An 11757-nucleotide genomic window follows, 5' to 3' on the forward strand; every position below is an offset into this window, starting at 1 on the left:
CGAAACAGCAGCTCGTTTCTACTGTCGGGCCGCCGTTCGGCGTAAGGAACCTCGGGAAGCGGGACAACTCACTGCGCCGCCCCCTCCGGCTCATCAGCCGCGGACGGATGGACATACCTTCCCTCGTTGAACGGAGTGAACCACGCCTTGAACGCCATCGGCGCGACACCGAGAGCCGCTCCGACGGCGCTCTCGTCGATACCGTCCATGGAGTCGTCGTAGAGCCACTCGTGATCCATGTCCTCGTAGACGTTGTCGGCAAACGAGTCGAGCGCGGCCGAGACGCCGTCGTCGAGCAGCCCGAAAGTCTCCAGGGTCACGTTCGTCTCAGCCAGCAGCAGTTTCAGCGCAAGTTCCTCTGCGACGCAGCTCAGCTGCTGGAAGCTGCCGTTCGTGAAGCGGGTGGTCATGGCGATCACCGTTACCAGGAAGCGGCGGGCGAAACGGGCGTCGTACTGGAGGGCGTATCGCTCGGGAAGGTACTCGAAGTGCCACAGAGGACCGTCGCATTCCGCAGCGGTGGTGTCCTCCTCCGCCAGGGTCTGCACGTCTTGGAACAGCTCGTCCACCAAGATGTCCGTCGCGTACACCAAGGCACCAGCAGCGAGTTTGGCGTCCTCCGGCGAGACGGCGAACTCGGTGTCGCCGTCTTCATCCTCGTCGTCTTCATTGTCCAGGACACCGAACATCACGGGCGGGAAGGAACGTAGTTCATCTGCCAGTGTCAGCATCTGACCGCGTACCGCCTCAGCTTTCGCCTCGGCGTCGTAGCCCTCACTGTCGTACTCGGCCGTGGGGCGTTCGGTATGCCGAGCCTTACGGTCTGCCAGATCATCGGGCGGGGCATCGGGACCGTCTGCGGCGGCGAGACTCTCCTGGGCGAGCTCCGGGTGCAGTTCGACCTCACATCGCTCGATCTGCCAGTCAGCCAACAGCTCGGACCGCTCCAGCAGTTCACCCACGACCGAGCGCACAGCCTCCTCGGCGAATTCCAGAGCCGGAGCATCCACGAACACTTTCAGAAGCGCTCCGCCCGGATAGACGGCCACGATGCTGTCGAGGAGATCGACTTCCATGCCGTCGGGTCCCTCGATAGCCCCGACGGAGTCGAATCCGTCCTCGATGAGCGCCACGGCTCCGGCGCGCTGAAGTGGATCCATCTCCGGAGTGCCCTTGGGGATGAGGGCGTCCACAGTCACTGCGTATGTCACGCGTCTGATCCTGGCAGGGATATGCCGCTCGATGGGGAGGAATCCGCTCAATCACGAGTACTACGCATCGAGTTAGGCAGTCGGCCCGAGTGACTGCAGCCAGTGTCACCATAGTGCGGACACCACACACTAAGTGACGCTATGTTGCACATGCGCAGACACCATAAGCGACGAAAGGTCTACAGCCATGTCTCGCCTCAACCTCGCCCAACTGGCCCTCACCGCCGCCCAGAACATCCAGGCCGCCGACGAAGTCCGTCGTGACCCGACCGTCGTCAAGGCGGCCAAGCAGTTCACAGAAGACAGCGCCCAGGCTTTCCGCTCCGGTGGTGCGCTGGCACGTGAGGCTCAATCCTCCTGGCGTCGCCACAGGCCGCCGACCAAAAGGACCGGAACCGGTGAATGATTTCAGCGCAGAGGCGATGGGTCTCGTGATCCGCGAGCACCGCCAGGCCCAGAGCCCCTCCATGACCCAGGAAGAGTTGGCTGAGCAGGCCGGTTACGGGAAGGGCGGAGCGGTTTCGATCTCCCGGATCGAGCGCGGGCTCGTTAGCCCCGGGGAGCACCGTCTGGCCGCCATCGCCCTCGCGCTCCAACTGACACCCGAGCAACTCACGCAGGAGGCGAAGGACCGAACCAGGTCTCTCGCTCGTCAGCGGGGCCAGCGGCCGGTGAAGTTGCGCGACCAAGTCGCGGAGACGAAAAGACGTCACGCCGAGATCAACGAGAAGGCGGCCCAGCGGTCGAAGATCACCCAAGAACACGGGGAAGCCTTCAACCGTGTCCATGATGCCGTCCGCGACGAGTTCTTCCTGAGGTTCGTGGAGCTGGCCAAGAGCATCAGCGGGGCGCCCGAGCCGGAGCGGCCGAGTGAGGAGGAGATCGAGAGCACGGGCGAGACCCCCACCGCGATACGCATCGATGCCATGTCCGCCGGGATCGCCAGCGCGATCCGTGGTGCCGCCGCCGGAGGCGCGGCCGGGGCGGCAGTCGGCGGCGTCGCGGCTTACGGAGCCTTCACCGCCGCCGCGTTGTTCGGGACCGCCTCCACCGGAGCGGCTGTCTCGACGCTGTACGGGGTTGCCGCAACCAACGCGACTCTGGCCATCCTGGGAGGAGGCACGCTGGCTGCGGGCGGTGCGGGCATGGCAGGTGGAGTTCTTCTGCTCACCGGCATGGTCGCTGCCCCAGCGGCAGCGCTGGCAGCCGCCGGCTTCTACGTCTTGAAGCAGCGTCGGAACAAGAAGGAGGAAGAGCGTCTCCGAACCGAGGTTGAAGCTGCGGAGGCGGCTTTGGATCAGTCACAGCAAGGCTTCGACGCGATGGTCGACGTGCTGCATCGCGCCCCGGCCATCATGGAATACGTAAGAGTCCACGGCACCCACGCCCTTGAGAAGTGGAGGGTAAGCCTGCCGCCGGAGCCCCGGGACTGGGAATCGCTCGGGCAGGAGAGGCAGGAGCGGTACAAGGGGTTCCTCACCGTGGCGGGATGCTTCCTCGCCGTGAGTGTCATCAACGTGCCCGCTCTCCTCACGGCAAAATCCGACGCTTTGCGCGAGATGGACAAAGCCATCGACGAGACACTGCGGTACGCGGACAGGACCATCAAGTCGATCGTCTGAGTCCCGAAGTCGTTGCCACGCGCAGACCTGGTGCTGCAGCGCGCCGCAAGTCCCTTGCCGGTGAAGGTGGGTGAGGGGCATGCGGCCTGTTGGTGTACGTCGATACGGTGCGCGGCGACTACGCCGCCAACCGCTGGGTCCCAGTCGAGGTGGCTGCCTGCGGAGTGGAAGCGATACCGACGACCTCGACCTGAACCCCCCACCCTTCGAGCGTCCTGGCCGTCTGCACCAGGGTGACCTGCGAGAACGGGAACAGGGTATCGGCGGTGAGGTCGGTGCCGTCCTTCAGCAGGATTGCGAAGACCACCTTCGAAGGCCGGAAGCCTTCCGGTAGACCGCGCCCTTGCCGGGCCGCCGCCACCTTCTCGGCGAACCGTTGCCTCCCCTCTGGGGAGTTGCGCAGCGTCTGAACGGCGACGAGCGCCTGGCTGAAGAGATGGCTCAGCGTGTCGGAGCCCTTGGCACGCTTCACCATGACCAGGACGTCGTCCGGGCTCAGGAGGTCGCAGATCTCCACGCCGTTGCCGCGGTGCAGGGCGGTCTGGACGTTGTCCCGGTCGAAGGAGACGTATCCGGGCCGCTGGTCGGGCACGGACGAGTTGTAGGCGCGCTCCTTCTCTCCGAGGACCCACGGGGGCAGGTCCACGGACGGGGAGTCGGTGATCAGACGCTCGGTGTGCGAGCGGATCGTCTTCAGATACTCCTGGTCGATCTCGTACCACTGGTCGTCCGTCAGGAAGAACCGGTGGGAGTCGAGGGACACCTCCGCCTCGATCCACCGGAGCGCGCTGGACGTCCGGATCTCGTCGGCCCGGTCGGCGCGGCTGTGCCGATAGAGGGCGACGGTCCCTTCCCGGAGCGCAGCCACGCGGCTGCCCGCACGCTGGACGCGGGCCCGGCAGAGGACGTAGCCGAGGTCGAAGTCGTCGGTCGACCGGCCCGCCGCGTCACTGTTGACCCTGGCCCTGAACGCTTGGGCGGCCTGGTAGTCGTCCCAGTGGTCGGCGGGGACCGCGACGGTGATCCTCCCGTCGGGCGCCTGCCCCAGGAGGTCGTCGAGGACGGTCTCCAGGCGGGTGAGGATGCCGGGATCGTCGACGGGTACGACGTGCTCGACGAACTCCAGCTCCGGGCTCGGCTTCTCCTCGCGCAGCACACGGGCGACCGCACGGATGTCAGCGATGAGGTCGGCGCCCTCGACACCGAGTCGCAGTCGCAGGCCAGCACCGCCCTCGGCGCTGGTGACCTTCGTCGGGTTGTCCCGGGAGATGGTGAGCGGGATGTCGTCCAGGTGACCGCCGAGGCGGCGCACGATCTGGGCGTGCTCGACGATGCCCAGGCTCCACACCGAGGCCCCGCCGGGGATCAGGGTGATGTCGGTTCGCCCTCCGCCCGGGGTGTGCGACACCAGGTCCCGGATCTTCCCGGGGTCCACCCGGCGGGACGCGAAACTCAGCCCGAAACGGTGGTCCTTCAGACAGTCGGGCACGAGACGGAAGCCCTGGTCGTAGCCGATGGCGTAGACCTCGCCGTCGACGGCGAGCATAAGGAGTCCGGCCGAGCGGTTGACCGGCCGGGACACCTCCATACCCGTCGTACGGAAGACCTCGTCGCACCAGCTCGCCACGGGCTGCTCGAAGCTGCCGGTGACCAGGACGGCCGGTACGTCAAGGTTCTCGGGGAAGCCGAAGTCCGCCTGGACCCGGCCCAGTTGGTCCGGGTCTAGGGCGTCGTACATCGCGTCGACGGTGGGACGGACTCCCCTGAGGCGGTACAGGGTTCGCTTGGAAGTACGGATGCTCGCCATGGTGCCGCTCCTTGTGCGGGGCGGCGACAACCGCCCTCGTGGTTTCGGTCTCACGTGCTCCCGACGTCGGCCGGGCCCCGCTCAGAGGGCCAACAGCGTGACGATCGTCGCGACTTCGGCGTGCCACGCTCGCACCTGATCCCGCGTGGGGCCGATCTCGTACTGGTGGTAGTGGCAGCCGAGGCAGAGCTGGCTCCACGCGGCCTTCGCCCGCCGGGCGGTTCCGGCTTCGGTGCAGCCCCGCAGCCAGAGGAGCGCGGCCCGCGTGGAGCCCTCACGGATCGCGCGAGGCGCGCCGTGAACGGTGAGGCGGGCGGCGACCGCGCTCTCCAGCGCCGCACGGAGGGCGAAGGCCGCACCGCGGCACAGGCTCGCCCCGGTGGCGGTGCGCCCGGCGAGCGGGGCGGGTACGGATGCACCGGCCCCCACGGTGGCGGGGCTGGGGGTGGGGGTAGGAGTAGGGGTGGGGACGCTGTTGTCCTTGATGAGCAGGTCGGCGGTGTCGAGCAACTGACGGATCGTCGCGTTCACGGGGTGGCCTCCTCCGGCTTGCGCACGGTCTGGGCGACGGCCTTGATGTCCTCCACGAACCGGCGTGGGTCGGGCATCGACGTGCCGGACGGGTGCGCACCCTCCTGGCACTGCCGGATAAGGCCCACCGCCCCGGGGCCGCACCGCCCGCGCAGCTCGCGGTAGATCTCAGCCGCCGTCTTCGACGGGTCTCCGAAGAGCCCCAGGGCGGCGATGTCCAGCAGCGTGACGGCGGCCGTGACGGTCTTCTCCGCCTCGTGCTCGGTCAGTCCGGCGCGGTGCATGCGCAGCCACGCGGCCTCGGAGAAGGCGCGTTCCAGGACGGTGCGGCAGAGACCGGGCAGTACGTGGGTCATGGCGACCGGCGGGAGGTTCGGCGTACGGGCGAGGGCGCGCGCGTCGTCCAGCGCCTGGCCGACCGGATCGGTCACCCGACGCACGGCCACCGTCGAACGCGCCTCCCGCTCCACCTCCAGGACCGTCACCGGGAGTTCCTGGTTGGTGAAGGCCCGCTGGAGCCGCGTGTCGTGGGTGAAGACGACGACCTGGCGTGTCTCGCCGAGGTCGTGCAGAACCTTGGCGAGTCCGTGGACCTTCGCAGGGTCCATGGACTGCACGGGATCGTCGATGACGACGAACCCGAAGGGGCTGTCCGGTGCGGCGGCTCGCGGCAGGAAGAGCGAGAGCGCGAGGGAGTGCAACTCGCCCTGGCTCATGACGCCCAGCGCGGCAGCCTCCGTGCCGTCCACGGACACGTCCATCACGAGCTTGCGCACGGCGGCCTTCTCACTGCCGGTGAGGCGTACGGAGCGCAGGTCGACGTTGCTCTGCTGGCGCAGTTCCTCCCAGATCCGCTGCGAGTGGTCCTCGAAGGGCCGCAGCCGTTCCTCGCGCAGCTCGGCGCACGCCTCCTTGAGCCACTTGCGGGCCGCCCTGACCTGGCGCAGCCGGGGCTTGCCGGCATGCGCGTTCCGCGCCCGTTCGAGCCAGGCAGCGAGGCGTGTGACGCAGCGCCGCCACTGCGCGTCGAGCTTCTCCAGCTCCCGCGCGGCCTCTTCTTTAATGGCCGCGCAGGCGTCGGCAAGCACGAGCGCGGCGGTTTCGGCGCGGGCGGCGAGCCGCTCGGCGTCGTCGATCGCTCGGCAGGCCGTCCACTCCTCCCACGGGTCGACCAGCGGGGCGGGCAGCCACGCGGGTACCCGCGTGACGAGGAAGCGGACGGCGTCGATCGCGTCCCGCAGTCCGGTACGGGCATCCTGCGCGGTGGCTGCCTCCCGCCGCAGGGCCGCCACCTGTTCGGCGGCCCGCTCGGCCCATGCCTCGTCGAGCGGCCGGTCGGATCCGCACACCGGGCAGGCGTCCTCGTCCGCGTGCCGACGGCTGTGCTCCAGGGCCTTGGACAGCAGTTCGGCACGCTGGTGGGCGTCCTCGGCACCCGAGGCGCGTACGTCGTCGAGTACGGCGACTGCCTCGCGCAGCCGGTCCACGGCCGCGCCCACCGCGTCGAGGTCGGGGCCGGTCAGCTCAACCGTCGCGCGCAGATCCCTCAGCCGGTCGTCGTCCGCGTCGGGCAGCCCGGTCACAAGAGTGTCCAGCGCGTCGAGGTCGGAGCCACCCGCCTTGCGGAGGGCGGTGAGCGCGAAGCCCGCCCGGGGGTCGTCCAGCGCGGACAGCGTCTCGACGAGTGCGGGCAGTTCCGTCTCGGCCGTCTTCACCGCCGAGTTGAGCGCCTTCTCGGTGGCCTGGAGCCGCTCGTCCGCGGCCGTCAGCTCGCCGAGCCCGAGGATGGTGGCGACCGAGTCGTACAGCTCGCTGGGCTTGCCGCTGATCACCTTGTCGAGATCGGCGTACGACAAGAAGGGCCGGTAGTTGTTCAGCGCCGACTCCCAGCCGGCGTCCTCGAAGGGCCGCCGACCGTGCCCCGGTCGCTTGAACTCGACCTCGGGAGTGGTGACGTCGTCGCCCGGCCAGGTGCACGTCAGTGTGGACGGCCGGGCGTCGCCCGCGATGGCGAGACGGACCTCGACCTTCGGTTCCGTCCCGTCGTGCAGGTTGCGCCAGTGGCGGCGCCACACCTCGTTGCGCTGCTTGTCGAGGCGTGCGGTCCGGCCGGTGAACGCCGTCTCGACACCCTCGGCGAAGCTCGACTTCCCCGAACCGTTGCGCCCCACGACGAGCGTGACACCGGGCTTCGCGGTCAGCGGCAGACGCGCCTTCCGGCCGATTCCACGAAAGCCTGTGACGCTGACGGAGTCGAGGAACACCCGGTGGTCGGGGTGCGGGCCGCCGACGGACCCGTCCGCGTCGGCGCCGGACCCGCCGCCCAGCGCCTCACCCAACATCTCCTTGGTCGCCTCGGTGAGGGCGGACGCTTCGAGGCGCCCGGTCAGCCGGGTGAGCGTCGAGTTCCTGTTCTCCGGGTTCTCCGTGGGCTCGTTCCGCTCGGGGTGGTCCGTCATGGTGCTCTCCGCTCTTCCGTGGTCCCTGTGACAGGACAGACGTTAGAGACAGAAGGCTCATCGGTTCCACGAATCCATTGATAACCCTGGTTATCGAGTTATCAAGCTCATTTCACGGCTGGGGTTGCGATCGCCACCTCCGCCCATACCGTCTTGCCTACGAGTCGACGAGGCACCGATCCCCAGCGCACAGCCAGGGCGTCCACCAGGAACAGCCCTCGACCGGACTCGCCCTCGGGGCGCGACGAGGGCGCGGTCGTGGGTGGCCGTTTCACGGAGGCGGCGTCCGCGACCTCGATACGGACCAGGCCCGCAGCCACGTCGAGGGCGAGCCGTAGGCCGAAGTCACGACCCGGGACTCTGCCGTGCTGTACGGCGTTCGCCGCGAGTTCGCCGACGACGAGTGCGACCGCGCACGACGCGTCCGACGCCGGCGGGTGGCCCCACCCCTCCATGCACTGGACGGCTAGCCGCCGGGCGAGCTGCGCACCTCGCGGCGAGGAGACGAACTGCTCGGCGAATGAGGGGAGTTCACGCGATTCGAGCGGCTCGTCTCCCGTAACGGTCGTTCCTGACAACACGGCTGGTCCGTCCTTGTCTGTCGAGCTTGCCTGTCGAGCCGGGGCATCGCGTGACGTACACGAGTCGTCACTTTCCGTTCTCAAGTCTCGTCCGGTCGCCCTACGCTCGACAGGTGACACAGCCTTACTTTTCATCCCGTAAGGAACGGAAGTGACGCTTTGGCCAAGGGAATTGACCCCAGCGCGTCGATGGCAGCGCTGTTCGGCTCGCGGGTGCGCAGACTCCGTATGGCGGCCGGACTGACCCAGGCCGAACTCGGTGTCAGGGCACATGTCGTGAGCTCCCGGATCACGCAGATCGAGCGGGCGTCCGGAGCGAGGCCGACGCTGGAGCTGGCACGTGCGCTGGACGTGGCCCTCGAAGCGGACGATCTGTTGGTCGACCTGTGGCCGTATGTGTACCGGGAGGCGTTTCCGGACTGGTTCCGCAAGTTCATGGAGTACTCGGCGCGCGCGGTGGTCATCCGTGAGTACGCGGCTCATGTGGTGCCGGGTCTGTTGCAGACCGAGGGCTACGCGCGGTCGTTGCTGAGAGTCGGCCGAACACTCGGCAGTGAGGAGCAGTTGGAAGAGCGAGTCTCCCTCCGCATGGGACGACAGGAGCGGCTCGGTACGCCCGATCGGCCCGAACTGTGGGCGGTCCTCGACGAGTCGGTGCTCAGGCGTCCGGTCGGTGGCCAGGAGGTGATGCGGGAGCAGTTGACGCGGCTGCTCAGGACCACGACGGAACCTCACATCACCGTGCAGGTAATGCCGTTCGCCCAGGGCGAGCACGATGTGCTGGGCGGCTCGCTCACGGTGCTCACCATGCCGGACGGCTCGGAGATCGCCTATACGGAGGGCGCGCACTACGGCCAACTCATCGAGGATCCGGACGAGGTCAGGCGTTTCGCGCTGTCCTACGATCGGCTGAGGGCGGCAGCTCTGCCCCCGCTCATGTCACTGGACATGATCCGATCCGTGATGGAGGACAACCACCGTGGAGCGAAGGTCCCGTCCCGAACTGAACGGCGCCGCCTGGCGCAAGAGCAGCTACAGCAATCAGGAAGGCGGCAACTGCGTGGAGGTGGCCGACGGGTTCCGGGCCGTCGTCCCGGTCCGTGACAGCAAGGTCCCGCACGGCCCGGCGCTGTGCTTCGACACCGCCTCCTGGGTCGCCTTCATAGGCGAGTTGAAGGCCTAACACCACCGTCGCCGAGGCGGCCGGGCCCCGGCCGCCGTCCGTCGTACGGGCTCGCCGGGCCCTTGTCCGCGAGGGTCCGGCGAGCCACTGACCTCCTGAAAGAACCGGGGGAAAGAACTACCCGCCCACCCTCCCTCCCCGCCTGAGAGGCCCGCGTCACCCGTCCGAGTGACCGGCTTGCAGGGGCGGGATGCGGGCGGTTACGTTCGCCGCGACAACCGAAAACAGAAGCGGCCCCCGCCGGGATTCCCGTCCCGAACGAGGGCCTGACCAACCAGGAAGAGCAACCTTCCCAATGGCTGACCCGCAGTCTAACGCGCCCATGCGCGCCGACGCCGGAGCTCCGACCTCCGGCGTGATCCACGTACGCACCCGCCTCACGGCCGACTTCACGGTGATCTCCAACGCCCTCGCCCAACGGCGCGGCAGCGCGGTCACGGTCGGTGTCGCGGCCTACATCTCCTCCCTCCCCGACCGCTCCTCGGTGACCATCACCGCCCTGTGCGAGCACTTCAGTGAGGGCGAGATCCTCATCTCACGAGCACTCAGGGAACTTGAAGAGGCCGGGTACCTGGAGCGCCGCCGAGAGCGCCTGTCCACCGGGCAGATCCGCACCCGGACGTACTTCTACGACGTCCCCGGCGGCGATCCCAACCTGAGTCCCGATCCCGATCCCGATCCGGGCACGGACGGGCCCCCCGAGCCGCCGAAGCCGCGTGGGCCCCGAAAGCAGGCCCCCACCGCCGCTGCGGACACACCCGCGCCCGCGCCCGTGCCCGCGGAGGAAACGGTGGCCGCTCCCCTACGGGCCGAGACCGAGGCTGAGGCACCGACCCCGCTCGCCGAGGCCGACGCCGACCCCCGGGCCATCGCCGTACTCGCTGCCCTGCGCCGGGTCGACCCCCGTCTCGTCCTGTCCGCGTCAGAAGCCGCCCGCCTCGCCCCCGCCGTCTCCCGGTGGCTCGCTGCAGGCCTCCTGCCCACCCACATCACGGACCACCTCACCGCGCGGCTCCCGGACCACTTCCTGACCCGCCCGGCCGGCATCCTCGCCTACCGGCTCAAGGAGACACCCCTTTCCCTGCCCGCACTGGGCGGAAGCGCAGAACTCCCCGTACGTCCGGCGGCCGTGCCCATGCGGAACTGCGACGGCTGCGACCGGGGCTTCCGCGCGGCGGAACCCGGCCGGTGCCGGGACTGCCGGTCCCGGCACCAAATCCGTGCGGCCGGCTGAGCCAATGACTGAGTGTGCGGTCCACCCGCAGGTGGGAGGCTTGATGTGGCACGATGCGAAACTCGGCGCCAAGAGGAGGTGGGGCATGGTCGACAGGTTCCAGGACGGGCTTCTGACGCCCACGGAAACGGCCTCCTACCTTGAGATCCCGCAGTCGACTCTCACGTCGTGGCTGAAGGGCCAGGCCGCCGGAGCACCGCTGGTCCACCAGGTCGAGCCGCTCCGGAAGGGGCAGCCTTCGGTGCCGTTCATCGCGGTGGCGGAGGCGCACGTTCTTCGTTCTCTGCGTTCCCTGGGGCTCCGTATGAGCGAGATCAGGGAGGCGGCTGCCGCCGTACGGGATGCCTTCGACACCCCTTATGGCCTCGTGTCCAAGCGGATCGCCACAGACGGCGTGGACATCTTCATCGAGCACGGTTGGGGGGATCTCCGCAGAGCCCGCGACGGTCAGGTCCCCATCCAGGAAGTGGTCTCCGACTATCTCCGCTACCTCACCTGGGAGGCGGGCGAAGACTTCCCCTCCAGCCTGCGCCTGAGGCAGTATCCGGACTCCGTCCCCGTCGTGATCGATCCGAGGTTCGGCCACGGTCTCCCCGTGGTGGCAGCCAACCGGGTCGCGGTCAACGCCATCACCGACCTCTGGGAGGCCGGGGAGAGCGTCGAGGACATCGCGTACGACTTCGACATGACACCCGAGCAGGTCGACGCGTTGTGCCGGGCAGTGGTGCGTCTTGCCGCCTGAGTTCTTCCTCGACCGCAATCTCGGTCGCCGTGTCGCGGAAGGACTGAGAGCTTGCGGATGGACGGTTCACCGCATCGGGGACGTCTTTCTTGACGACGGGCAGGACGTTCCTGACGAGGAGTGGATCACTTACGGTCTCGACCGGTCCTGGGTCCCGCTGTCGAAGGACGGGCGGATCAAGACGCGGGACCTGGAGATCCGACCCGTCCTTGAGCGCGAGGCAGTGCTGTTCTACCTGGACAACCAGCAGCTCCGCAGCGCAGAGATGGTCGAACGGCTCGTCGCACGCCGTGACGCGATCCACCGGGCCGTCGAGAAGGGCGGCCCGGCGGCATACGCCGTACGGCACGACCGTGTTGAGCGCACCTGGCCGTGACGGGAGGGCGC

The 11757-nt window shown here is 68.5% G+C and carries 12 protein-coding genes; 7 read left to right on the forward strand and 5 right to left on the reverse strand.

Annotated features, from left to right (window positions below; translation table 11 throughout):
- Positions 1-68 precede the first annotated feature (68 nt).
- Positions 69-1211 (reverse strand): hypothetical protein, encoded by a 1143-nt coding sequence (locus ACIBEI_RS24655; RefSeq protein WP_398892240.1) that lies wholly within the window; start codon positions 1209-1211, stop codon positions 69-71.
- Between the two features lie 187 nt (positions 1212-1398).
- Between ACIBEI_RS24655 and ACIBEI_RS24660 the strand changes: the two genes are divergently transcribed.
- Together ACIBEI_RS24660 and ACIBEI_RS24665 are read left to right on the forward strand one after the other, a co-directional pair.
- Entirely contained in the window at positions 1399-1617 is a 219-nt protein-coding gene (locus ACIBEI_RS24660) for a hypothetical protein (RefSeq protein WP_398892242.1), read from the forward strand.
- Positions 1610-2833: a helix-turn-helix domain-containing protein gene (locus ACIBEI_RS24665; RefSeq protein WP_398892244.1), complete on the forward strand. Its 1224-nt coding sequence runs from the start codon at positions 1610-1612 to the stop codon at positions 2831-2833. The genes ACIBEI_RS24660 and ACIBEI_RS24665 overlap by 8 nt, the downstream gene beginning before the upstream one ends.
- A 118-nt stretch (positions 2834-2951) precedes the next feature.
- Here the strand turns inward: ACIBEI_RS24665 and ACIBEI_RS24670 are convergent, their stop codons facing one another.
- The 4 genes from ACIBEI_RS24670 to ACIBEI_RS24685 all read right to left on the reverse strand — a co-directional run bounded on the left by ACIBEI_RS24670 (position 2952) and on the right by ACIBEI_RS24685 (position 8211).
- Positions 2952-4640: a TIGR04141 family sporadically distributed protein gene (locus tag ACIBEI_RS24670; protein WP_398892246.1), complete on the reverse strand. Its 1689-nt coding sequence runs from the start codon at positions 4638-4640 to the stop codon at positions 2952-2954.
- 81 nt (positions 4641-4721) lie between these two features.
- Positions 4722-5171 (reverse strand): hypothetical protein, encoded by a 450-nt coding sequence (locus ACIBEI_RS24675; protein ID WP_398892248.1) that lies wholly within the window; start codon positions 5169-5171, stop codon positions 4722-4724.
- Positions 5168-7630 carry an AAA family ATPase gene (locus tag ACIBEI_RS24680; RefSeq protein ID WP_398892250.1) on the reverse strand — a complete coding sequence of 821 codons (2463 nt, stop codon included), beginning with the start codon at positions 7628-7630 and terminating at the stop codon, positions 5168-5170. The genes ACIBEI_RS24675 and ACIBEI_RS24680 overlap by 4 nt, the downstream gene beginning before the upstream one ends.
- Positions 7631-7737: 107 nt before the next feature.
- Positions 7738-8211, reverse strand: a complete 474-nt coding sequence (locus ACIBEI_RS24685) for an ATP-binding protein (RefSeq protein ID WP_398892252.1) — start codon at positions 8209-8211, stop codon at positions 7738-7740.
- Positions 8212-8400: 189 nt separating this feature from the next.
- On the opposite strand from ACIBEI_RS24685, the gene ACIBEI_RS24690 reads away from it, so the two are divergent.
- The 5 genes from ACIBEI_RS24690 (at position 8401) to ACIBEI_RS24710 (ending at position 11746) form a co-directional block, all read left to right on the forward strand.
- Entirely contained in the window at positions 8401-9315 is a 915-nt protein-coding gene (locus ACIBEI_RS24690) for a helix-turn-helix domain-containing protein (protein ID WP_398892430.1), read from the forward strand.
- The gene (locus tag ACIBEI_RS24695; protein ID WP_398892254.1) at positions 9278-9394 is read left to right on the forward strand and encodes a DUF397 domain-containing protein; all 117 of its coding nucleotides are present in this window, start codon (positions 9278-9280) and stop codon (positions 9392-9394) included. Before ACIBEI_RS24690 ends, ACIBEI_RS24695 begins: the two co-directional genes overlap by 38 nt.
- 295 nt (positions 9395-9689) lie before the next feature.
- Positions 9690-10628, forward strand: coding sequence for a hypothetical protein (locus tag ACIBEI_RS24700; protein ID WP_398892256.1), 939 nt, complete (start codon positions 9690-9692; stop codon positions 10626-10628).
- An 85-nt stretch (positions 10629-10713) separates the two neighbouring features.
- Positions 10714-11370 carry a DUF433 domain-containing protein gene (locus ACIBEI_RS24705; protein ID WP_398892258.1) on the forward strand — a complete coding sequence of 219 codons (657 nt, stop codon included), beginning with the start codon at positions 10714-10716 and terminating at the stop codon, positions 11368-11370.
- Positions 11360-11746: a toxin-antitoxin system, toxin component, PIN family protein gene (locus ACIBEI_RS24710; protein ID WP_398892260.1), complete on the forward strand. Its 387-nt coding sequence runs from the start codon at positions 11360-11362 to the stop codon at positions 11744-11746. Before ACIBEI_RS24705 ends, ACIBEI_RS24710 begins: the two co-directional genes overlap by 11 nt.
- Positions 11747-11757 lie beyond the last annotated feature (11 nt).

Source organism: Streptomyces sp. NPDC050988 (assembly GCF_044456225.1).
In the GTDB taxonomy this organism is placed as follows: Bacteria; Actinomycetota; Actinomycetes; order Streptomycetales; family Streptomycetaceae; genus Streptomyces.